The 22,034-nt window shown below is 60.5% G+C and carries 18 protein-coding genes; 5 read left to right on the forward strand and 13 right to left on the reverse strand.

Annotated features, from left to right (window positions below; all coding sequences use genetic code 11):
- The first annotated feature begins 164 nt into the window (after nt 1-164).
- Together AC1DWG_RS21815 and AC1DWG_RS21820 are read left to right on the forward strand one after the other, a co-directional pair.
- The gene (locus tag AC1DWG_RS21815; RefSeq protein ID WP_477764123.1) at nt 165-1,901 is read left to right on the forward strand and encodes an IlvD/Edd family dehydratase; all 1,737 of its coding nucleotides are present in this window, start codon (nt 165-167) and stop codon (nt 1,899-1,901) included.
- A gap of 98 nt (nt 1,902-1,999) precedes the next feature.
- On the forward strand, nt 2,000-2,719 hold the full coding sequence (locus tag AC1DWG_RS21820) for a FadR/GntR family transcriptional regulator (RefSeq protein WP_477764273.1): 720 nt from the start codon (nt 2,000-2,002) through the stop codon (nt 2,717-2,719).
- 174 nt (nt 2,720-2,893) lie between these two features.
- Here AC1DWG_RS21820 and AC1DWG_RS21825 read toward each other — a convergent pair whose 3' ends face one another.
- The 8 genes from AC1DWG_RS21825 to AC1DWG_RS21860 all read right to left on the reverse strand — a co-directional run bounded on the left by AC1DWG_RS21825 (nt 2,894) and on the right by AC1DWG_RS21860 (nt 14,044).
- Nucleotides 2,894-5,278, reverse strand: coding sequence for an efflux RND transporter permease subunit (locus tag AC1DWG_RS21825; RefSeq protein WP_477764122.1), 2,385 nt, complete (start codon nt 5,276-5,278; stop codon nt 2,894-2,896).
- 28 nt (nt 5,279-5,306) lie between these two features.
- Nucleotides 5,307-6,359 (reverse strand): WD40/YVTN/BNR-like repeat-containing protein, encoded by a 1,053-nt coding sequence (locus AC1DWG_RS21830; protein WP_477764121.1) that lies wholly within the window; start codon nt 6,357-6,359, stop codon nt 5,307-5,309.
- Between the two features lie 1,169 nt (nt 6,360-7,528).
- Entirely contained in the window at nt 7,529-10,186 is a 2,658-nt protein-coding gene (gene pepN, locus AC1DWG_RS21835; RefSeq protein ID WP_477788342.1) for an aminopeptidase N, read from the reverse strand.
- A 10-nt stretch (nt 10,187-10,196) separates the two neighbouring features.
- Complete coding sequence (locus AC1DWG_RS21840) at nt 10,197-11,027, reverse strand: DUF2797 domain-containing protein (protein ID WP_477764119.1); 831 nt, start codon at nt 11,025-11,027, stop codon at nt 10,197-10,199.
- The gene (locus AC1DWG_RS21845) at nt 11,024-11,284 is read right to left on the reverse strand and encodes a YeaC family protein (protein WP_477755643.1); all 261 of its coding nucleotides are present in this window, start codon (nt 11,282-11,284) and stop codon (nt 11,024-11,026) included. Before AC1DWG_RS21845 ends, AC1DWG_RS21840 begins: the two co-directional genes overlap by 4 nt.
- A gap of 32 nt (nt 11,285-11,316) precedes the next feature.
- Nucleotides 11,317-12,186 (reverse strand): rhomboid family intramembrane serine protease, encoded by an 870-nt coding sequence (locus tag AC1DWG_RS21850; RefSeq protein WP_477755642.1) that lies wholly within the window; start codon nt 12,184-12,186, stop codon nt 11,317-11,319.
- Nucleotides 12,183-13,154, reverse strand: a complete 972-nt coding sequence (locus tag AC1DWG_RS21855) for a metallophosphoesterase (RefSeq protein ID WP_477788343.1) — start codon at nt 13,152-13,154, stop codon at nt 12,183-12,185. Before AC1DWG_RS21855 ends, AC1DWG_RS21850 begins: the two co-directional genes overlap by 4 nt.
- The gene (locus tag AC1DWG_RS21860) at nt 13,154-14,044 is read right to left on the reverse strand and encodes an NAD(+) kinase (RefSeq protein WP_057398469.1); all 891 of its coding nucleotides are present in this window, start codon (nt 14,042-14,044) and stop codon (nt 13,154-13,156) included. Before AC1DWG_RS21860 ends, AC1DWG_RS21855 begins: the two co-directional genes overlap by 1 nt.
- A gap of 117 nt (nt 14,045-14,161) precedes the next feature.
- Between AC1DWG_RS21860 and AC1DWG_RS21865 the strand changes: the two genes are divergently transcribed.
- A complete protein-coding gene (locus tag AC1DWG_RS21865; protein ID WP_477788344.1) occupies nt 14,162-15,112 on the forward strand; it encodes a DUF1853 family protein in 951 nt (316 codons plus the stop codon).
- Between the two features lie 121 nt (nt 15,113-15,233).
- Here the strand turns inward: AC1DWG_RS21865 and AC1DWG_RS21870 are convergent, their stop codons facing one another.
- Nucleotides 15,234-16,100, reverse strand: a complete 867-nt coding sequence (locus AC1DWG_RS21870; protein WP_477788345.1) for a DUF2855 family protein — start codon at nt 16,098-16,100, stop codon at nt 15,234-15,236.
- 86 nt (nt 16,101-16,186) lie between these two features.
- Nucleotides 16,187-16,747 carry an NADPH-dependent FMN reductase gene (locus AC1DWG_RS21875; RefSeq protein WP_477764116.1) on the reverse strand — a complete coding sequence of 187 codons (561 nt, stop codon included), beginning with the start codon at nt 16,745-16,747 and terminating at the stop codon, nt 16,187-16,189.
- Nucleotides 16,748-16,922: 175 nt separating this feature from the next.
- Here AC1DWG_RS21875 and AC1DWG_RS21880 point away from each other — a divergent pair, with 175 nt between their 5' ends.
- Together AC1DWG_RS21880 and AC1DWG_RS21885 are read left to right on the forward strand one after the other, a co-directional pair.
- Nucleotides 16,923-17,150 (forward strand): hypothetical protein, encoded by a 228-nt coding sequence (locus AC1DWG_RS21880; RefSeq protein WP_056727634.1) that lies wholly within the window; start codon nt 16,923-16,925, stop codon nt 17,148-17,150.
- Nucleotides 17,151-17,238: 88 nt separating this feature from the next.
- Entirely contained in the window at nt 17,239-18,132 is an 894-nt protein-coding gene (locus tag AC1DWG_RS21885) for a LysR substrate-binding domain-containing protein (RefSeq protein WP_477764115.1), read from the forward strand.
- On the opposite strand, the gene AC1DWG_RS21890 is transcribed toward AC1DWG_RS21885, so the two are convergent.
- The 3 genes from AC1DWG_RS21890 to dnaQ all read right to left on the reverse strand — a co-directional run bounded on the left by AC1DWG_RS21890 (nt 18,098) and on the right by dnaQ (nt 21,888).
- Nucleotides 18,098-18,712, reverse strand: coding sequence for a GNAT family N-acetyltransferase (locus tag AC1DWG_RS21890; RefSeq protein WP_477764114.1), 615 nt, complete (start codon nt 18,710-18,712; stop codon nt 18,098-18,100). The two genes, AC1DWG_RS21885 and AC1DWG_RS21890, sit on opposite strands and share 35 nt — an antisense overlap.
- A 14-nt stretch (nt 18,713-18,726) precedes the next feature.
- The gene (locus AC1DWG_RS21895) at nt 18,727-20,982 is read right to left on the reverse strand and encodes an Orn/Lys/Arg family decarboxylase (protein WP_477764113.1); all 2,256 of its coding nucleotides are present in this window, start codon (nt 20,980-20,982) and stop codon (nt 18,727-18,729) included.
- A 147-nt stretch (nt 20,983-21,129) separates the two neighbouring features.
- Nucleotides 21,130-21,888, reverse strand: a complete 759-nt coding sequence (gene dnaQ, locus AC1DWG_RS21900) for a DNA polymerase III subunit epsilon (RefSeq protein WP_477788346.1) — start codon at nt 21,886-21,888, stop codon at nt 21,130-21,132.
- Nucleotides 21,889-22,034 lie beyond the last annotated feature (146 nt).

The raw sequence follows: 22,034 nt of genomic DNA on the forward strand, positions 1-22,034 counted from the left end.
AACCTCGGGGGACGCCTCTCGCGAAATAGTCGCCAGGGCCATCCCTCCGTTTGAGCCGACTATATAGTATTACTATTTACTCAACAACACTTCCAAACAACGCAATTTGAGCCTATGTTACGCCTCAGCTAGAACAAAATAGTCATACAATAAGAGAATCGATCATGTCTGATAAGAAACCCACCCTGCGCTCCGCCCAATGGTTTGGCACCGCCGACAAGAACGGCTTCATGTACCGCAGCTGGATGAAGAATCAGGGCATCGCCGACCACCAGTTCCATGGCAAGCCGATCATCGGCATCTGCAACACCTGGTCGGAACTGACCCCGTGCAACGCGCACTTCCGCCAGATTGCCGAGCACGTCAAACGTGGGGTGATCGAGGCCGGCGGCTTTCCAGTGGAGTTCCCGGTGTTCTCCAACGGCGAATCGAACCTGCGCCCGACCGCCATGCTCACCCGCAACCTGGCGAGCATGGATGTCGAAGAAGCCATTCGCGGCAACCCGATCGATGGCGTGGTGCTGCTGACCGGTTGCGACAAAACCACCCCGGCCTTGCTGATGGGCGCCGCCAGTTGCGACGTGCCGGCCATCGTCGTCACCGGCGGGCCGATGCTCAACGGCAAGCACAAGGGCAAGGACATCGGCTCCGGCACCGTGGTCTGGCAGCTCAGCGAACAGGTCAAGGCCGGCACCATCAGCATCGACGATTTCCTCGCGGCCGAGGGCGGCATGTCCCGCTCGGCCGGCACCTGCAACACCATGGGCACCGCCTCGACCATGGCCTGCATGGCCGAAGCGCTCGGCACTTCCCTGCCCCACAATGCGGCGATTCCGGCCGTGGATGCGCGCCGTTATGTGTTGGCGCACATGTCCGGCATGCGTGCCGTGGAGATGGTGCACGAAGACTTGAAGCTGTCGAAGATCCTGACCAAAGAGGCCTTCGAGAACGCCATTCGCGTCAATGCCGCCATCGGCGGTTCAACCAACGCAGTGATCCATCTGAAGGCTATTGCCGGGCGCATTGGCGTGGAACTGGACCTGGATGACTGGACCCGTATCGGTCGCGGCATGCCGACCATCGTCGACCTGCAACCGTCCGGGCGCTTCCTGATGGAAGAGTTCTATTACGCCGGTGGTTTGCCGGCGGTGCTGCGTCGCCTCGGTGAAGCCAACCTGATCCCGAACCCGAATGCCTTGACCGTCAACGGCAAAACCATTGGAGAGAACACCAAAGACGCGCCGATCTATGGCGAGGACGAAGTGATCCGCACCCTCGACAACCCGATCCGCGCCGATGGCGGCATCTGTGTGTTGCGTGGCAACCTGGCGCCACTCGGCGCGGTACTCAAGCCGTCCGCCGCCACGCCCGAACTGATGCAGCATCGCGGTCGCGCGGTGGTGTTCGAGAACTTCGACATGTACAAGGCACGGATCAACGATCCGGAACTGGACGTGGATGCCAACTCGATCCTGGTGATGAAAAACTGCGGGCCGAAGGGTTATCCAGGCATGGCCGAAGTGGGCAACATGGGCCTGCCGGCCAAGCTGCTGGCCCAGGGTGTGACCGACATGGTGCGCATTTCCGATGCGCGCATGAGCGGCACGGCATACGGCACCGTTGTCCTGCACGTTGCTCCCGAAGCCGCCGCTGGCGGGCCTTTGGCGGCGGTGAAGGAAGGTGACTGGATCGAACTCGACTGCGCCAGCGGCCGCCTGCACCTGGATATTCCGGACGCCGAACTGGCCGCGCGCATGGCCGATCGGCAACCGCCACAGCCATTGTTGGTGGGGGGTTATCGCCAGCTGTACATCGACCACGTGCTGCAAGCGGACCAGGGTTGTGACTTCGACTTCCTGGTCGGCTGCCGCGGGGCTGAAGTGCCGCGTCACTCGCACTAACCCCACCAGCTCCTACAGTGTCTTTATCCCTGCCTCAAGATTGCGCCGCGCCTGCTATCATGCGCGACACCTATTCGCACAGGACCGCGTCGTTCCCCATGGATTACCGCAAACCCTCCGACCGCAAAAGCATGCACTCGCGCATCGTCCAGGAACTGGGCATGCAGATCGTCTCGGGACGTTTCCTGCCCGACGACAAGCTGCCCGCCGAAGCGCTGTTGTGCGAAGAATATGCGGTCAGCCGGCCGGTGCTGCGTGAAGCCACCCGGGTCCTGGTTGCCAAAGGCCTGGTGTATTCCCGTCCGCGGGTCGGGACCGTGGTCAAGCCGCGCAAGGACTGGCACATGCTCGATCCTGACGTGCTGCACTGGTTGATGCAAAGCAGCCCGCAGAATCAGTTTTTCGACCTGCTGACCAGTGTGCGCAGCATCATCGAACCGGCCGCCGCCGCCCTCGCCGCGCAATTCGCCACGCAAGCGGACATTGCATCCATCGGTGAGGCCTACCAGCGCATGGAAGCTGCACCGACGCCGGAGGCGCTGTTGCAGCCGGACCTGGACTTCCACAGTCGCATTGCCGATGCCACGCACAACGACTTGCTGGCCAACCTGTGCAACATGCTCTCGGTGGCCATCGCCGAAGCCTTGAAACACTCGAACCAGCGGCCGAACCTGCATGAACTGGCGCTGCCACGGCACAAGGCAATCCTGACCGCCATCGAGAATCGTGATGCATTGGGTGCGCGGCATGCGACGCTGGTGCAACTCGATGATGCGCGCAGTGCGTTGAATGTGGTGCTGGGTAGCGATCCTTCGTAATGGCAAAGTCAAAAGATCGCAGCCTTCGGCAGCTCCTACATTGATCGAATACACCCACAATTAATCGGTGTAGGCAATCCCAAGTAGGAGCTGCCGAAGGCTGCGATCTTTTGATCTTCGCCCAAATAAAAAAGCCGCAACCCAAGGTTGCGGCTTTTTTGTTTCAGCGACCGATCAGTGGGCAAACAACGAGTTGCCCTTCTGCCCCGCCAGTTTCTCCGGTTTGATCAGGAACCGTGCCAGTGCCGGCAACAGCCACAGCGCACCGAACATGTTCCACAACAGCATGAAGGTCAGCATCAGACCCATGTCGGCCTGGAACTTGATGGCCGAGAAGATCCAGGTGCACACGCCGATGGCCAGGCACAGACCGGTGAACAGCACCGCCTTACCGGTGGACTTCAGCGTCTGGTAGTACGCTTCTTGCAGCGGCAGGCCGGCACGCAGGAAGCTTTCCAGACGGCTGTAGATGTAGATACCGTAGTCCACGCCGATCCCCACCCCGAGCGCCACGACCGGCAGGGTCGCCACTTTCACGCCGATGCCCATGAAGGCCATCAGGGCGTTGCCGAGTACCGAGGTCAGCACCAGTGGCAGCACGATGCACAAGGTCGCCGCCCACGAGCGGAAGGTGATCATGCACATGACCGCCACGCAAATGTACACCAGGATCAGGATGGTCAGCTCGGACTTCTTGATCACCTCGTTGGTGGCCGCCTCGATCCCGGCGTTACCGGCCGCGAGGATGAACTCCAGGCCTTCCTTGTTGTTCTCCTTGGAGAACGCCTGCACCGCATGTACCGCGCGATCCAGGGTCTCGGCCTTGTGATCGTTGAGGAACACCAGCACCGGCGCCAGGGAGCAGCTGTTGTTGTACAGGCCGTCAGCGCGGGCAATGGAGTTGTTCAATACATCAGGGTTACGCGACAGGGTTTCCCATTTCAGGTTGCCCTCGTTCATGCCCTTGATCATCTGCTTGGACACGGTCACAAGGGAAATCGCCGATTGCACGCCCTCGGTGTTCTGCATCTTCCACATCAGCTCGTCGATCGGCGCCATGGCTTCATAGCGCGAGCAACCTTCGGCCTTGGTCTTGACCATCACCACCAACACATCGGAACTGGTGGAGTAGTTGTTGATGATGAAGTTGTTGTCCTTGTTGTAGCGCGAGTCCGGACGCAACTCCGGGGCACCCTGGTCGAGGTCGCCGATTTTCAGGTTCTGGCTGTACCACAGGCCGCCGCCAAAGGCGATCAACGCCAGCAGGATGGACACCGGTGCAACTTTGGCGCTGGCGAAATTCGCCAGCAGGCGCCAGAACGGGTGTTCGCGCACCGCGTCTTTCTTGCTGCGCTCGACCGCACGCTTGCTGATGCCGACATAGGAAATCGCCACCGGCAACAGGATCAGGTTGGTGAACACGATCACCGCCACACCGATGGATGCGCCGATGGCCAGTTCACGGATCACGCCGATATCGATGATCAGCAGCGTGATGAAACCCACGGCATCGGCGAGGATCGCGATCATCCCCGGCAGGAACAATTGACGGAACGTACGGCGCGCGGCCGTCAGGGCGTTGTCCGCCTCGCTCGATTGCAGGGCGATCCCGTTGATCTTCTGCACGCCGTGGGAAATACCGATGGCGAAGATCAGGAACGGTACCAGCATCGAGTAAGGATCGAGCCCGAAGCCGAAGAAGTGCATCAACCCCAGTTGCCAGACCACTGCCACCAATGTCGTGCTCAACACGGCGACGGTACTGCGCAGGCAGTTGGTGAACCACAGCAGGAGGATCAGGGTGATGACGAAGGCGATGCCGAAGAACATCACCACCATCACCAGGCCGTCGATCAGGTCACCGACTTTCTTGGCGAAACCGACGATGTGGATCTTCACATTCGGGTTCTGCGCTTCGAACTTGGTGCGGATCTTGTCCTCAAGCTCGTGGGAGAACTGGCGATAGTCCAGCGCCAGCAGCTTGCCCTGGTCTTGCGGGTCCGGGTAGGACTCCAGCAACGGAATGTCGACGATGCTCGACTTGAAATCGTTGGACACCAGGCGCCCGACCTGGCCGGACTTGAGCACGTTGTTGCGCAGCAAATCGAGGCTGGCCTGGGAGCCGTTGTAGCTCTGCGGAATCACTTCACCGCCGGCGAAGCCCTCTTCCGTCACTTCGGTCCAGCGAACACTCGGGCTCCACAGCGACTTGAGGCCGGAGCGGTCGACACCGGAGATGTAGAACACCTCATCGTTGATCTGACGCAAGGTCTCCATGTACTCCTTGGAGAAGATGTCGCCATTGGTGGCTTCCACCGAGATCCGTACAGTGTTGCCCAGGTTCGCCAGATCGTTGCGGTGCTCCATCATCTTCTGGATGAAGGGATGCTCCAGCGGGATCATTTTTTCGAAACTGGTGGACGGACGGATCAGCGTCGCCTGCCAGAACAGGAAAATACTGACCAGCAGACAGATCGTGATCACTGCCGGGCGGTTGTTGAAGATCAGGCGCTCGAGGAACGTCGCCTTGTCCTGGTGATGAGAACTCAAGGAAGTCATAGCTCCGCCTTCTTATTATTAACCCGGCTCATTTGCCCGACTCGGTACCGTTGGGCGAAGTGACGCGAACGCCGCCCTGCCCGGCCAGAACCAGATTGCCATTGCCTGCCGCAGTCACTGCCGAGACCGAAATACGGTCCGCACGGTTGACCACTTTGAAGGTTTCGCCATTGTCGCTGCTGCGGATCACCGAGCCGCCGTTGCCGACAATCACGATGGAACCGTCGTCGAGCAGCGTGCCGCCGGACAGCCCGAACTCCAGGTCGCCACGTTCAGCCTTGAGCTCGACTTGCTCCCAGGTGGTGCCGAAGTCCGTGGAACGGTAAAGGTTGCCACGCAAGCCGTAGGCCAGCAGCGTATTGGGCTGCGCCGTGCCGATCACGCCGAACAGCGAGCCTTCGTACGGACCTTCGAGTTTCTCCCAGGTCTGGCCCCAGTCCGCGGAGCGGAACATGCTGCCCTGCTCGCCGACGATGAACAGCCCGGCGTCCTTGACCGCGGCAATCGCGTTCAGGTGGTACTGGTCTTCATTGTCCAGACGGTCGCTGGCGTCTTCCCAATGCTTGCCACCGTCGGTGGTTTCCATCAGCGAGCCGTAGGCGCCCACGGCAAAGCCGCTGTCGACGTCCTTGAACCAGACATCGAGCAGCGGCGATTCGCGTTTCAGATCTTCGAATTGCCTGGTCCAGGTAGCGCCGCCGTCCTCGCTGGCGAGGATCTGTGCGTCATGACCGACGGCCCAGCCGTGTTTGTCATCGACAAAGAACACTGACGTCAGCAGGGCCCGGGTCGGGACCTTGGCCTGGGTCCAGGTGGCGCCCTGGTCATCGGAATACAGGATGTGCCCACGATCCCCGACCGCCACCAGGCGCTTGCCGGCGTGGACGACATCGAGCATCAGGCTTTTGGCAGCCTTGGCAGATTCAATGGAATAAACAACATCGGATGCTGGCGCCGCTGCGGCCAGCGCAGGTGCCGACAGCATGGCAGAACCCAACAGCGAGAGCGCTGTAGCCAGCAACGCGAATTTGCGCAGTGCCGGCGGGCGGCAGATACCCACACCCATGACAGGCTCACTCATAGACCTTCTCCCATTATTATTGTTAGGTCGTTCAACCTTTCTGGGCGCCGCAAGGGTGCGTGTCTGGACCGGCTGTTTCAGAGCATAGTCCTGAAACCCGCAATCCAGAGCCCCTTCGGAAGCTGGCTTATCCTATCGGTGTTTTTTAATGTCTGACAATCGACGCCACGTTATGTTTTGTTAACCGGGGGGGATGGGGGGGTGTTCTGAATGGTTGAGTATCAGGTGGGGTGTTTGGTGTTTGGTGTACATATCCGTTGCTGCGGTAACGGCCGCTATTGGTTCCGCCCTTACGGCGGGTCACTTTCGAAAAGCCTGCGCGGCCCGGCGCAAAGTAACCAAAGCGCTTTGCCCCTGACATTCGGTGCCTCGCTGTGGCTCGGCATGCCCTCGCTCCGGTCCTGCTCCGTGGGCCCGCCGCCATCGGCCATCCATGGCCGGGGGCGGCTAACCCGGCATCCATGCCGGGTTGCCCTCTGCGCAGAACCTCCACTCGGCCTCACGAGGGGGCGTGTACCGCAAAAGCAAAAACGAGGCGGCCTACCGGCCGGCCTGGTTCTGATGCGTGCGTGTTTCCCTGTAGGAGCTGTCGAGTGCAACGAGGCTGCGATCTKTTGATTTTTGACAATGTCGAAGGGTGCGGAAGATCAAGATCAAAAGATCGCAGCCTGCGGCAGCTCCTACAGGGGGAATGCGTTTAGCCGAAAGAGATTGGTCGGCCATAAGGCCGCCTTCGCGAGCAAGCTCGCTCCCACAATGGGTCGGCGTACACCAACTGCTCTTCACCACTCAACAGGCCGAGCGTTAGCTCGCCTGCAGCTCTTGATCTTGATCCACCCGCCCCCTCGGAAGGCTGAGCGGAGGTGTTCATCCGGGGATTGGCGCGCAGCGCCGTTCGACGCAGTCGAACTCATTGCATGTAGGTCGAAGCGAAGCCGACCGGAGGGCAATGCCCCCGGATGAATACCGCAGCGAAGGAACGCCGAGCCTTAGCGAGGGGCCGTACGTTCGGGGCGAGCGTTTTTTTGGTTACTTTTTTTAGGCGCTTGTAAAAAAAGTGACTCGCCGTAAGGGCGAAACCGCCAGCCGCCGTTACCGCAGGAATGGATATGTACCCAATCAACCCATGACCCTGGTCGGCCCGAAGGCCGCCAAGGTCAACAACAGACTCAAGCCAAACTCTTGCTGACCACCTCAAACACATCGCTAGACAGTTGCCCCGAAGCCCGAATCCGCTCCAGCTCCCCCTTCATCAAAACCTGACGAGCGCTGTCGTACTTGCGCCAGCGAGTCAAAGGCGCCAACTGGCGAGAAGCAATCTGCGGGTTAAAGCCATTCAACTCGATCACCAGATCCGCCAGGAAGCGATACCCGGAACCGTCGGCCGCGTGGAAGTTGATCAGGTTCTGCCCGGCAAACGCACCGACCAGTGCCCGCACCTTGTTCGGGTTCTTGATGTTGAACGCCGGGTGCTGCATCAACGCCTTGACTCTCTCCAGGCCACCAGGCAACACACTGCCAGCCTGGACGCTGAACCACTGGTCCATGACCAACGGGTTGTCCTTGAAGTGCTCGGCGAAGCTGGCCAGCGCCTTGGCCTTCTCGGCTTCGTAGGGTGAATTGACCAACACGGCAAGTGCGGTCAGGCGCTCGGTCATGTTGTCGCACGAATCGAACTGCTCCAGAGTCGCAGCCACAACTTCCGGCTTGCCGCTGAGCATCAGGTACGACAGCACGATGTTCTGCAAGGCACGACGGGCGAAATGCTCGGCTTCGGCCACATACGGAGTCTGCTTCGACAATTCGCGATTGGCCTGATAACGCAGCCACAGGCCTTCGAACAACGCACCGGCCAATTGCTTGCGAGCGAACTCACGAGCAGTGTGAATGGCATCGACATCCGCCACTTCGCTGATCTCGGTCAGGTACGCCTCGCTTGGCAGCGAGAGCATTTCGGCGACCATGGCCTGATCCAGCGACTCGTCCGAGAGCACAGTACGCAGTGCCGACACCAGCCGCTGATCGAGTACCAGCGCTTCGCCCTTCTGCTGCTGGGCAATCAACTCTTGCAGCACCTGCACCGACAGTTGCTGGCCGGCATCCCAGCGATTGAAACCGTCGCTGTCGTGCTGCATCAGGAACATCAACTGGTCGCGGTTGTACGGGAAGCTCAGTTTCACCGGCGCCGAGAAGCCACGCAGCAACGACGGCAGCGGTTGTTCGGCGATGTCGACGAAGGTAAAGGTCTGCTCAGCCTCGGTCACGGAAATGACTCGCGAAGTGCCTTGCGCGACGGCTTCACCAGCAAGGCGCAGGGCAATCGCTGCCCCTTTGGAATCCAACAGGCCCAGCTCGACCGGGATCACGAACGGTAGTTTTTCGACCTTGTCCGGAGTTTGCGGGCAGCTCTGGCGGAAGGTCAGGCTGTAGGTTTTCGCCGCTGCGTCAAAGGACTCGCTCACCGCCAGACGCGGTGTACCGGCCTGGCTGTACCAACGCTTGAACTGGGTCAGGTCAACGCCATTGGCATCCTCCATGGCCTTGATGAAGTCATCGCAGGTCACGGCCTGGCCGTCGTGGCGTTCGAAGTACAGGTCGCTGCCTTTGCGGAAACCTTCGGCACCGAGCAAGGTGTGGATCATGCCGACCACTTCCGAGCCCTTCTCGTACACAGTCAGGGTGTAGAAGTTGGAAATCTCGATGAAGCTGTCCGGGCGCACGGCATGGGCCATGGGGCCGGCGTCTTCGGCGAATTGGTGGGTGCGCAGGTAGGCCACGTCCTGGATGCGCTTGACCGTGGCCGAGTTCATGTCCGAGGAGAAACCGGCATCGCGGAACACGGTGAAGCCTTCCTTCAGCGAGAGCTGAAACCAGTCGCGGCAGGTCACGCGGTTGCCCGACCAGTTGTGGAAGTATTCGTGGGCGACAATCGCCTCGACCCGCTGGTGCGCGGCGTCGGTGGCGGTTTCGGCCTTGGCCAGCACGGCGCTGGAGTTGAAGATGTTGAGGCCCTTGTTTTCCATGGCGCCCATGTTGAAGTCATTCACGGCGACGATCATGAAGATGTCCAGGTCGTACTCGCGACCGTAGACCTCTTCGTCCCAGCGCATGGATTTCTTCAGGCTGTTCATGGCGTGCTGGCACTTGTCGATGTTTTCCGGCTCGACGTAAATGCGCAGCGCCACATTGCGCTCGCTCATGGTGGTGAAACTGTCTTCGACGCACCACAGGTCGCCGGCCACCAGCGCAAACAGGTACGCCGGTTTCTTGAACGGATCTTCCCAGGTCGCCCAGTGCCGGCCGTCTTCGCCGGGACCGGAAGCGATCGGGTTGCCGTTGGACAGTAGCACCGGATAGCTGTGCTGCTCGGCGACCACCGTGGTGGTGAAGGTGCTCATCACGTCCGGGCGGTCGAGGTAATAGGTGATCTTGCGAAAGCCTTCGGCCTCGCACTGGGTGCAGAACATCGTGCCGGACTTGTACAGGCCCTCCAGCGCGGTGTTGGTTTCCGGGTGGATCCGGACGCTGGTGTCGACCGTGAAGGTGGCGCTGGTCGGGTGCAGGGTCAGGTGATTCTCGGTCAGCTGATACTGCGCCTCGGAAAGCTCCTGGTCGGCCAACGTCACCGCCAACAGCTCAAGCTGCTGGCCGTCGAGCACCAGCGGCGGCAGGCCCGGGCCACGCTCGGGGTTGCGGCGCATCACCAGTTGCGCATGGACCAGGCTGTGGTCCTCGTACAACTCGAAGGTCAGGTGCGTTTCGTCGATCAGGTACTCGGGCGCCTGATAGTCCTTGAGGTAGATCATCTTCGGTTGTTCGGTGCGCATGCTGGAGTCCTTACTGATGCACGGCGAGCTGGTAAGCCGTGTATTTACGAATATTGATCACGCCGGTGTCGAAGATCAGGTATTGACCCTTGACCCCCATCAGCGTGCCTTCGGCAATCGGGTTCTTGTCCAGGTTGAAGCTGACGATCTTCGCCGGGTACTGCTCGACCGGATAGCGAATTTCCAGCGGTTCGACATCGGTCACCGGCTGGATCGCCTGCAAGCCAAATCGCTGCTGCAACCCCAGCAAGCCTTCAGCGCAGCTGTCGAACAGCTGATCGCGGACTTCGGCCAGGTTCACCGCCGCCGCATCGCCCTTGAGCAAAGCACGCCAGTTGGTCTTGTCGGCCACCTGGCTGCGGAACAGATCCTCGACGAAACCGGACTGCTGACGGGTCGATACGCGCATGATCGGCAAGGCCTGGCTCGCACCCTGGTCGAGCCAGCGGGTCGGCAATTGGGTGGCACGGGTAATCCCGACTTTCACCCCCGACGAGTTGGCCAGATAAACCACGTGATCAGTCATGCAAAACTTCTCGCCCCATTCCGGCTCGCGGCAGGTGCCGGCGTCGAAGTGGCAGCGTTCCGGGCTCATGATGCAGACGTCGCACTGGGCCAGTTTGGTCATGCACGGGTAGCAGTAGCCCTGGCTGAAACTGGTCTTGGTCTTGCGTCCGCAATGGATGCAGTGGATCGCACCCAGGTATTCCAGACGCACCGTGGTGCCGATCAACGGATTGACCGGGACCTCGGTTTCGCCCAGACGCAAAGCGTATTGCACGTTTGGCCCGTCCAGGCGCGCCGACATTTTGCTGATTGCACCGCGGCCAATCTCGATCAATGGATGGCATCCGACTTGAACAGGATATTCGGCACTTCGATCGACTTCGAGGCGCATTCCTGCGGCCCCATGTAGCCGGTACGCTGGTCTTCTGGCAGGTTCTGGATTTCCCAGGCGATCATCGCCTGCAACGACAGCTCGCGTTGTTCGGCGGTGAGCTTGCCACCGTCGGACCATTTGCCGATTTCCACGGCCAGTTTCAGGCTCTCGTAGATATCGGAGGTGATGTTGTTGATCATTTCGTTAAAAGAGGACATTGAGTCTCCGTCTCTTCATTGCAGGTTCTGAATTAGGCGGCCAGTTTACGGCGGTTATACAAACCGCCCAACAAACCGCTGAAGCATCCGATGAGTAACCCGCTGACGTGGGCCGCGTTGGCGATTTCGCCGAAGCCGATCATCGACACCAGCCCGGACAGGCACAACAACAACCACACCAGCATCATCACCAGCACGCCTCGCGGCAGGCGATAAGCCGGGTTCGGCGCCAGCAGCTGGAAGATCCAGCAATGCCCGAGCAAGCCGTACAGTACACCGGACAAACCACCGAACAAGGTCGGGCCGCTGAAGTAATACTGGGCGTAGTTGGACACCAGGCTGAACAGCAGGGTCAGGCCGATCAGGTTGATACTGCCCTGACGCGACTCGATGCGCCGCCCCAGTTCCCAGTACCACATGCCGTTCATCGCCAGGTGCAGGATGCCGAAGTGAATCAGCATCGGCGTGAACAGGCGCCACCACTGCCCCGCCGCCAGGCTGTCGGCCAGTGGCGTGAAGTGGAGGTACTCGCCGACCACGCGGAATTCGAGGAAGGTCAGCCAGCGCATCGTTTCAAGGTTGTCGCCGAGCAGGGTCACTGCACCGACAATCACGCTCAGCAACAGCACCAGCGCGGTGGCCCTGGCGTATTTCAATTGCTCGACGAACCCCGGGCGCTTGATGGTCTGCGCCAGCGGAATGTCCAATTGCTGATCGGGATCGCCCGCCGGAAACCGTTCGTACAACGCGCGCACGTCTTCACTGATGTTGTCTGGCACCCACAGCACTTGCTCGCCTGCCTCTTCACTGACCCGATGGGGCACTTGCATGCGCTTGAGCAGGGTGACGAACCCGCTCAAGTCCACCGCCAGGGGCAGACGCAATACCGCTACAGCACTCATTGCAGCACCTCCGGCCGTTCGACATCGACCCAAACGAATTTATGCGGATCCAGGCGGGTTTCCTGATCCAGTCGGTAGGCAACCAGCTTGCCGTACAGCACCGCGCTGTAATCCAGACAGGCCAGGTTCGGCCGGATCGGTGCCGGTTTGCCGCTGCGCCAGTAATGGCCGACGAACAACAACGGCTCATCGATGCCATAGCGCAGCAAACTGTTCTTTTCGGTGGGTGTCAGCGGCGTCCGGGCCACGGGTTCGGGCAGTGCATCGGGCTGGAACACGATGTCGCCGTAGGTTTTCGGATCGTCTTCCCAGAATTTGGTCCGGAAGAACGAACGCACCAGCCCATCGCCGCTGGTCATGGTCAGGCCATGGGGCAAGCGCATGTCCGTACCGCGCAGCAGCCGGTCGAACACGGTGCAAGCAAACGAACCCGCCTGCGCCGAAGCCTGGAGAAAATGCTCGTCGACACAACCGCTGGGGAACAACGCCAGCAGCGGCTCGATCAGCCCGGCGTCCCAGCAGGCGTGGACCACGCGAAAACGCCCGGCATCGACGAACAATGGCAGCTTATAGAACCATTGCTGGAAGTCGTGCCAGTCACCCGGATGGTGTTCGAACTGGGTCAGGGTTTCGTGTAGCAGGCGGGCATGGCGCGGCGTGTGCTCGCGCACGAATTGCTTGCCGCTGCCGGGCAGCGCCGGCGTGCTCCAGCCCAGCGCATTGAACTCGTGGTTGCCCATGATGCACAGCGCCTGACCGGCCTCGACCATGTCGTGGACGATATGCAGCGCCTCGCGAATCCGCGGGCCGCGATCGATGATATCGCCGACGAACACCGCCATGCGCGACGCGTGCCGCCAAACGCCACCTTGCTTGTGATAACCGAGTCGGTCGAGCAAGTGCTCCAGGGTCAGAGCGCAACCGTGCACGTCACCGATCAGGTCGTAGCTACGCGCGGGATCGAGCATCAGTCGCCTCCACCCCCCAACTTGCTGCCCCAGCCGAGCTTGGTCCGGCAAACTTCATAGTAGTTGTGGTCGAGCGGGTGAATCAGCCGCAGTTTCTGGGCTTTCTTGCTGACGGTAATGGTGTCGCCGGGCGCGCAGGTAAAGTGGTTCTGCCCGTCACACGAGACTTGCGGGTAAATCTGCATATCCTTGGACACGACGATTTTCAGCTCACTGTTGCCATCGACCACAATCGGTCTACCCGACAAGGTATGGGGGTACATCGGCACAATCACAATAGCGTCGAGCTTGGGATGCATGATCGGCCCGCCGGCAGACAGTGCATACGCGGTGGAACCGGTCGGCGTGGCGACGATCAGGCCGTCGGCCTTCTGGCTGCAGACGAACTGGCCGTCGATGTACAGCTCGAATTCGATCATTCGCGTGGATTTGCCAGGGTGCAGCACCACATCGTTCAGTGCATCGCCCTGGCCGATGGCCTCGCCGTGGCGACGGACTTCGGCCTGCAACAGGAAGCGGTTTTCCACCAGATAGTGGCCATCCAGCACTTCGGCGACCTTGGTTTCCAGTTCATCGGGGCGAATGTCGGTCAGGAAACCCAGGCTGCCCCGGTTGATGCCGAGCACCGGAATATTGTGCCTGGCCAGCGCCCGGGCGGCACCGAGCAGACTGCCGTCACCACCGACCACAATGACCATGTCGCAGACTTCGCCGAGCATCTTGCGCGACGAGGTTTGCAGGCCGTGCCCTGGCAGCACTTCGGCGATGGTGTCTTCGAGGATCACGTGCAGGTGACGATCGAGCAGAAACCGTTTCAGTCGGCGGACGGTATCCAGCACCTGGGAACTGCCCAGGCGACCGATGATGCCGATATTGCGAAATTGCTCCATGGGGCTCCTGCGGGGATCTGTGTGGCGGCGAAAACCACGATTATGGGCGAAAGCCGCCCGTAGACAAAATCCTTTCAGCTTCAAGGGTGTGCCCGGGTTTCGGGCTATGCTCGCAAGATGATGCTATTTCCTGATTTGCTCCACCTGCCCCATCAGTTACGCCATCCCGAAGTGCGTGACCTGGCGTGGGTCATCCTCGCGCCGCCCATGCTGGACGATACCCCGTGGCCGCAGCGTCACCCGCTGGCCGGCAGCGACTGGGTGCAGGCACCGCAACGGCTGGAGCATTGGCTGCGGCAACTGGACCGGGACAGTTATAGCTTACTGCACTGGCTGGCCCAGGCCCGGACACGGCGTCTGGGCCTGTATTACGAACGCCTCTGGCAATTCGCCGTGCAGCATGCGCCCGGCATTGAACTGATTGCTGCCAATATGCCGATTCGCCGCGAGGGGCACACCCTGGGTGAACTGGACATGCTGCTGCGCGACCGCGACGGCGTACATCACCTGGAACTGGCGATCAAACTTTACCTCGGCCCGCAATCCGGCGACGGGCATGACACTGCCCAGTGGCTGGGTCCGGGGTGCCACGATCGGCTCGACCGCAAGCTGGCGCACCTGAGCCAGCATCAATTGCCGATTTCCGCGCGCCCCGAGAGCCGTGAGGTGCTGGCGGCGCTGGATATCCAGGCCTTCAGCGCGCATTTGTGGCTGGGGGGTTACCTGCTGTACCCGTGGCCCGGACAGGCCACCCCGCCGTCGGGCGCCCATCCGCAGCATTTGCGGGGTCGCTGGCTGCATCAAAAGGATTGGCCTGCATTGTTGGCCCAGAGCCCGCCCGGTCGCTGGCAACCCCTGCCCCGCCATGCCTGGCTGGCGCCGGCGCATTATTCGGCGGAGCACACCTGGAACCCCGGACAGATGCAGGCCTGGCTCAATGACCTGGACCCTCTTGCGCCGGCACAATTGCTGGTGCGCCTGACAGAAAATGYCGAAGGTGACTGGGAAGAGGCCGAGCGATTGTTTCTGGTGGCGGATCTCTGGCCGAATGTGCCGGGACAAAGCTGAGAGTTGTGTTGTTTGGCCGGGCCTCTTCGCTGGCAAGCCAGCGCCTACAAGTTGTGCGCATAACCTGTAGGAGCTGGCTTGCTAGCGAAGGGCCACCCCGGTCTAACCTCGCCGAATCACTTCACAAGCGAATCACATGCCCCTCGACCGGTGCCACCTGGCCATGGAACAGACGGGAAATGACGTTTTGCGCCGCCTCGTAACCCCGGCTTTCAACGACTTCCAGCAATGGCTTTTCGCTCACCGTCAACTGCTGAAAAAACCGCACCAACCCTTCGCCGATATGCTGGCTGACCCCTTCCGGCCCCCATTCGGCATTGCGCTTGCGGATCTGCACCGGGGCAAAGAAGAACACCGGTTGCGGCCCCTCGATGGCCGTCATCTGCGCTTCATCGGTACTGTGCGCAGAGCCAGCGAAGCAACTGTAGACCAGTTGCCCGGCAAAGTGCTGGTGGACCTGATCGCGTAGTCCCAGGTCGCCGGAAAAATCCACGTACAGCGTAGGACGGTCACCGGCGAGGTTGACCAACTCGGCATAAGACACCACGTATTCGTAACAGCCGAGGTTTTCGACAAATGCTTTGTTGCCGGCGGACGTCAGCGCCACACGCTCCAGTTGCGGATGATTGTGCAGACACACGGCCGTGCCGTAGGCGGTTTTGCTGGACGCGCTGGAGAACACCAGGCGGGTCGCATCGAAAAACCGGTTGTCTTGCAGGAAGTCCGCCAGCATCGATGAAGTCAGAAATAGCGGCTTGAGCAGAATCTGCAGGTTTTCGGCTTCAGGGCTGTAGTACGCATCCCAACTGCAGCGCGTGTATTGGTTGTACGCCGAGGTCAGCCACGACCGGTGTTCGGCCCCATCGTAAAAGCCGCGCTCGGTGACCTGTTCCGGGCGCACCCACAGGTGGCTGGCCAGCGGAAAGGGGTGATCATGGCCTGGGGCGGTCGCCGCTATTGCGTCACGGCGCAACCGGCGGCGGAGCAAACTGCCGCCTGGCTGTCGGAAATTGAAACAATGATTTGTAGCCGGTTATCCAGCGCTTCGTAGGACAAAGCGCTGGCCAATGAATATCAAACCTTCTTGTGCTGCTCGACCCATTGCCCATACGCATTGATGAAATTTTGCAGGAATGGCTTGACCGACTCTGACAGTTTGCCCGCCTCGTCGAACGCCGAACCGGCGTTCCCCAGATAGGCCTCCGGTTGCTGCATCAGCGGCACATTGAGAAACACCATGGATTGACGCAGGTTGTGGTTGGCACCAAACCCGCCGACGGCCCCCGGTGAAACACTGATAACGGCGCCCGGTTTGCCGTTCCAGGCACTTTTGCCATACGGACGCGAACCGACGTCAATCGCATTTTTCAGCGGCGCCGGCACCGAGCGGTTGTATTCCGGGGTCACGAACAGCACCGCGTCGGATGAGCTCACTTGTTGCCGGAAAGTGCTGTAGGCTGCCGGCGGTGAAGCGCCATCGATATCTTCGTTATAGAGCGGCAGGTCGCCAATTTCGACGATGTTAAGCTTGAGATTGGCCGGCGCCAGTTCTACCAGGGCCCGTGCGACCTTGCGGTTGATCGATTCCTTTCTCAAGCTGCCGACCAAGACGGCGATCGTATAGACGTTGCTCATGGGAGATTCTCGACTGTCCAATATGAAGAGCTTGTAGTTATAGATGACGATTCAAGCAGCGGGCGACTGAAAACGCCGTCCCTGACTATTTTTTTCCTGTAGGAAAACTTACCTCGCCCAAGCACGGTCTACAGAGCCGCAAATTGAGTGATTTATCTCCAGAGGTTCTAAGCAGATGGCAGCAGTACTCGTCGGTCAGTTCCATGCAAGAGACGCGCAAGGCCGTATTTATTCGGTGCACGAGTTCCAGGACTCCACCCCGGCGGTAGACGGTTCAGGCCCTGTCACCACCTACAAGCTGGCCATTGGCGACCGCGTCAACAAGGTCGACGACAATGAATTCATGCTGGTGCAGACCGGCGTGACCATTACCCGCGAACCGCAAACCGTCAGCGTTTCATAACCCGTCGTTATGAGCAGAAGTCATATGCGCGGACTTGGGGTAGGATTCAGCCACTGACTCCTCCACCTGCTGAACATGGACTTCATGCATGCGCTTACGCCATATCGAAGTGATCCAGGCGCTCTTGCAGACCGGTCACCTGGGCACCGCCGCCGAATGGCTGCAGTTGCCGGTGACCGAAGTCGAGCGTTTGCTGCGCGACGCCGAGGATCAGTTGGGTTTCATGCTGTTCGCCAGCGTTCGCGGACGATTGCAGGCCACCCGCGAGGCGCGGGAACTGCAAGTGGAAATTGCCCGGGTCTACGACGCGCTCGACCCCGTGCAGCGTCTGGCCAACAGCCTCAGGCAATACCTGGCGCCGCCGCTGCGCATCATCTGCACCCCGCCTCTGGCTAACCAATTGTTACCACACAGCATCGCGGCCCTGCGCCGACGCCTGCCCGACGCGCCTTGCACACTGCTGAGCCAGCCCACCCGCGACATCGTCAGAAGCCTGCTGCTGCGTGAAAGCGATCTGGGGCTGAGCCTGCACGACCCTGATCACGCCGACCTCGATTGCCAGGCGATTGCCCAGGGCAAACTTCAGTTGCTCGCACCCCATGGCTGGCTGCAACCGAAACAGAAATACATTTCACTGCAGGATCTGGCCGGTCAATCGATGATCGGACTGGAGGGGCACGACCCGCTGAGCCCGGCACTGGAAAACAAACTGCACGGTTTGCGCCCTGCTCCGGTGATTCAAACCCGGGTCCAGACGCATCAGATGATGCGCAGCATGGTCGAGGCCGGCGAAGGCCTGGCCATCGTCGACCCCTTCACCGCCCTCGGCGCCAAAGCCTCGGGACTGGACGCCTGCCCGCTGGCGCCGGCCGTTCCGATCAGTCTCTACGCCTTGTCGCTGAAAAACGTCGAACCGTCTCCGGCGGTTCAGGCATTGTTGGCCATCGTCACGGAACAAGCCGCGGCGATGCTGACGAACTGAGCAGATTTTCCAACGGATTTTCGAACATTCGATACCAGAACAGCGCCACTTCGGCGGTGTTCGGATCGATGCCGCGATAGCGCAGATGGTCGATCCCGCCCATCACGTAACCGCAACGCTCATAGAGCCTGCAGGCCCCCAGGTTGTTGTTCTGGGTTTCGAGCATGATGCCCGGGAGCTTTTTCTTGCGGCTCCAGAACTGCGCCACATCCAGCAAGGCCTTGGCCACGCCGTGCCGTCGGGCCGGTGCATGCACCGCCAGTTCGTCGATATGGGCAAAGCCGTTCCAGTTGGTGCTGACCACCAGATGCCCCACGGGCTGGTCATCCAGATAGGCCATGAAAATCGCGCTGTCGGCGGCATCGCGAAAGCTGCTGAACTCCTCGGGGTCGATGCCGTAACACTTGCGATATGGCGTGATCCGAGTGACCGGCCACTGTGCCACCGGTGCACCTATTTCGGCCGCACCGTAGACCGCGACTTCAAAACTGAAATCACTGCCCCAGATATAGGCGGCAAAACCTTCATCGGCAACCCGTACCGACAACCCTGGGTAATTCGGATTTATAACCGGCTGCATACTGGGAAAGGTCCTCACTCCTTGATGCAATCGACGGTATAGCACCGCCCACTGCCCTGATCTTCGTGTTGCAATCCGTGCACATCAGCAACGAACCCCGGGAAACTGCTATCGAACGTACGGGCAAATGCCAGATAATCGATGATCGAGCGGGTCGACTCGGTAAAGCGCTCGCCCGGCATGATCAACGGAATGCCTGGCGGGTATGGCACCAGCATCACCGCGGCGATCCGCCCGTCCAGCGCATCGATCGACACCGCTTCGACTTCACCCCGCACCAATTGATCATAGGCGTCCGCCGGCTTCATCGCGACCTCCGGCAGTACGGTGTACATGCGCTTGAGGTGCCTGGCGGTGGCGTTGCTGCGATAACAGGCATGCAACTGATCGCACAGATCACGCAGGCCCATGCCCTGATAGCGCGCGACATTCTCTTGCGCCACGCAAGGAAGGCAACTGGCCAGACTGACGTTGGCGTCATAGCTGCGCTTGAACTCCAGCAATTCGGTGAGCAGCGTGCTCCACTTGCCTTTGGTGATACCCATGGAGAACAACACCAGGAACGAATACAGCCCGGTCTTCTCGACAACCAGGCCGCGCTCCCAAAGGAACTTGCTGACCACCGCCGCCGGAATCCCGTGCTCGCTGAGGGCGCCACCGGCCGTCAGCCCCGGCATCACCAGCGTGACCTTGATCGGGTCGAGCAGCACATAATCTTCGGTCACTCCGCCAAAGCCATGCCAATCGGCATCGGGTTGCAGCAACCAGTCCTCGGTGACGACCCGCTCGATGCCTTCCGCCGACGGCGGTTGCCAGATCGAAAACCACCAGTCATCCGCGGCAATGTGCTGTCGCAAGTTAGCCAGCGCCCGGCGAAAACTCAGGGCTTCGTCGAACATTTCCTGCAACAGCGAACGCCCGGCCGGTCCTTCCATCATCGCCGAAGCCACATCCAGCGAGGCAATGATGCCGTACTGCGGCGAGGTGGAGATGTGCATCATGAACGCTTCGTTGAAGCGATCCCGGTCCAGTTGCCGCGCGCCGCCATCGCGCACGTGAATCATCGACGCCTGACTGAAAGCCGCCAGCAACTTGTGGGTGGAATGGGTGGTAAACACCAACGGGCTGTCTTCATCACGGGACGTGCCCATGCCGTAGCGCCCGGCAAAAAACTCATGAAACGCCGCATAGGCGTACCAGGCCTCGTCGAAGTGCAGCACCTCGACGCTATTGCCCAGTTGCTGCCTGATCAGCTCGGCGTTGTAGCAGAGGCCGTCATACGTCGAATTGGTCACCACCGCGAGCTTGACCTTCGGTGCACGGCCCTTGGTCAGCGGACTGGCGTCGATCTTGGACTGGATCGATTCGCGGCTGAACTCGCTCAGGGGAATCGGGCCGATGATCCCCAGCTCATTACGCTCCGGACACAAGTACAGCGGGATCGCGCCGGTCATGATGATCGAGTGCAGCACCGACTTGTGGCAATTGCGATCCACCAGCACCAGGTCATCGCGGGCGACCACCGAGTGCCAGACAATCTTGTTGGCCGTGGAGGTGCCATTGATCACGAAAAAGGTGTGATCGGCGCCGAAATTTCGTGCTGCACGGGCCTCGGCTTCAGCCAGGGGACCGGTGTGGTCGAGTAAAGAACCGAGCTCCGGCACCGACACCGAAAGGTCCGAGCGCAGGGTGTTTTCCCCGAAAAACTGGTGAAACGCCTGCCCGACCGGACTCTTGTGATACGCCACGCCACCGCCGTGACCGGGGGTGTGCCAGGAATAGTTGGAATCCGCGGTGTGTTGCACCAAAGCCTTGAAAAATGGCGGCAACAGTCCATCGAGGTATTTGCGCGCGGCGCGGGCCACCTGTCGGGCGAGAAAGGGCACGGTGTCTTCAAACAGGTAAAGAATGCCGCGCAACTGATTGAGCTCGGCCATGGCGTCGGCAGGCGCGTTTTCCAGGGTCACTGTTTCGCCCAAGGCGAAGATCGGCAGATCCGGTGCACGCACTCGCGCCAGACCGATCAGTTCGGCCATGTTTTGCAACAAATGGGAGTGGCTGCTGGCGTCCTCGGAGGCAATCAACATGCAGGACAGGCCATGGTAAGTCGACGCCACCAATCGTCCTTCGGTGTAGTCCACCGCCGAAACGACACTGAACCCTTCCTGCTCCAGCTCCCGGGCAATCCCCCGCACGCGGTCGCCAGCGACGCTGTCGGCCTTGATGTCGCGATGGACAATCAGGACCGGGAATTTCAAATCTTTATACATGAGGCTCAGTGTCCTGAGGCGGCAGACCATAGCCTGCCAATCACCTCAGGGTAGAGTGTTGCAGAGGATGTGGCGAGTGTCGCGCCCTGAAATGGGTCATCGGATGCATGCCAGCGGCGCGGCTATTCGAAGATCCTTTCGAAACATCTACGCCTGCGCTTCAGCCTCAGCCAGCTGCACCCACAACGCCGGAGCACCTGCAGATTTGCCGATGATTTCCAGGCGCGCCACGTGGCGGGCGAGGTCGTCTTCGCTGGCGCGGATGATGCGCGTCGGCTGGCGATCTGCTGGCAAACGGCGGATCTCGGTGGCCGAATTGTCCGCCCCTTCACCGGAGCCATTGCCATCGGAGGCGTTACCGGCCAGGGACAGACTGGTCTGCCCCCCGGTCATGGTCAGGTAGACGTCGGCGAGAATCTCGGAGTCGAGCAAGGCGCCGTGCAGTTCACGGCCGGAGTTGTCGACACCATAGCGCTTGCACAATGCGTCGAGGCTGTTGCGCTGCCCCGGGTGACGTTCCCGGGCCATCATCAGGGTGTCGAGGATCGAGCAGTGCTGCGTGATGTCCGCGCGGTCCTGCTGCCCCATCAGGGCGAATTCGTTGTTGATGAAGCCAACGTCGAACGCCGCGTTATGGATGATCAGCTGCGCGCCCTTGATAAACTCGAAGAATTCTTCGGCCACTTCGGCAAAACGCGGCTTGCCCACGAGGAATTCGTTGGTGATGCCGTGGACGCCGATGGCACCCTCGTCACTTTCGCGATCGGGTTGCAGGTACACGTGAAAGTGCCGGCCCGTCAGGCGTCGGCCGATCAACTCGACACAACCGATTTCGATAATCCGGTGGCCGTCGGTCACCGGCATGCCGGTGGTTTCGGTGTCGAGTACAACGGATCTGGTGGCCATCAGTGCTCAGCTCTCAATCGGTCAATCGTGCAAAAACGCGAATATTAACATGCTCGCGGGCCACCGCCATTGCGCTGCTGCGAACACAATCCTTGTAGGAGCTGCCGCAGGCTGCGATCTTTTGATCTGGCTTTTGATTTTCTGCG

This window comes from Pseudomonas sp. P4_B3, assembly GCF_056402295.1.

Bases quoted from the DNA above. Each gene is read 5' to 3' on its own strand.
- AC1DWG_RS21815 (WP_477764123.1), top strand. From the start codon at position 165: ATGTCTGATAAGAAACCCACCCTGCGCTCCGCCCAATGGTTTGGCACC.
- AC1DWG_RS21820 (WP_477764273.1), top strand. From the start codon at position 2,000: ATGGATTACCGCAAACCCTCCGACCGCAAAAGCATGCACTCGCGCATC.
- AC1DWG_RS21825 (WP_477764122.1), bottom strand. From the start codon at position 5,278: ATGACTTCCTTGAGTTCTCATCACCAGGACAAGGCGACGTTCCTCGAG.
- AC1DWG_RS21830 (WP_477764121.1), bottom strand. From the start codon at position 6,359: ATGAGTGAGCCTGTCATGGGTGTGGGTATCTGCCGCCCGCCGGCACTG.
- pepN (WP_477788342.1), bottom strand. From the start codon at position 10,186: ATGCGCACCGAACAACCGAAGATGATCTACCTCAAGGACTATCAGGCG.
- AC1DWG_RS21845 (WP_477755643.1), bottom strand. From the start codon at position 11,284: ATGTCCTCTTTTAACGAAATGATCAACAACATCACCTCCGATATCTAC.
- AC1DWG_RS21850 (WP_477755642.1), bottom strand. From the start codon at position 12,186: ATGAGTGCTGTAGCGGTATTGCGTCTGCCCCTGGCGGTGGACTTGAGC.
- AC1DWG_RS21855 (WP_477788343.1), bottom strand. From the start codon at position 13,154: ATGCTCGATCCCGCGCGTAGCTACGACCTGATCGGTGACGTGCACGGT.
- AC1DWG_RS21860 (WP_057398469.1), bottom strand. From the start codon at position 14,044: ATGGAGCAATTTCGCAATATCGGCATCATCGGTCGCCTGGGCAGTTCC.
- AC1DWG_RS21875 (WP_477764116.1), bottom strand. From the start codon at position 16,747: ATGAGCAACGTCTATACGATCGCCGTCTTGGTCGGCAGCTTGAGAAAG.
- AC1DWG_RS21880 (WP_056727634.1), top strand. From the start codon at position 16,923: ATGGCAGCAGTACTCGTCGGTCAGTTCCATGCAAGAGACGCGCAAGGC.
- AC1DWG_RS21885 (WP_477764115.1), top strand. From the start codon at position 17,239: ATGCGCTTACGCCATATCGAAGTGATCCAGGCGCTCTTGCAGACCGGT.
- AC1DWG_RS21890 (WP_477764114.1), bottom strand. From the start codon at position 18,712: ATGCAGCCGGTTATAAATCCGAATTACCCAGGGTTGTCGGTACGGGTT.
- AC1DWG_RS21895 (WP_477764113.1), bottom strand. From the start codon at position 20,982: ATGTATAAAGATTTGAAATTCCCGGTCCTGATTGTCCATCGCGACATC.
- dnaQ (WP_477788346.1), bottom strand. From the start codon at position 21,888: ATGGCCACCAGATCCGTTGTACTCGACACCGAAACCACCGGCATGCCG.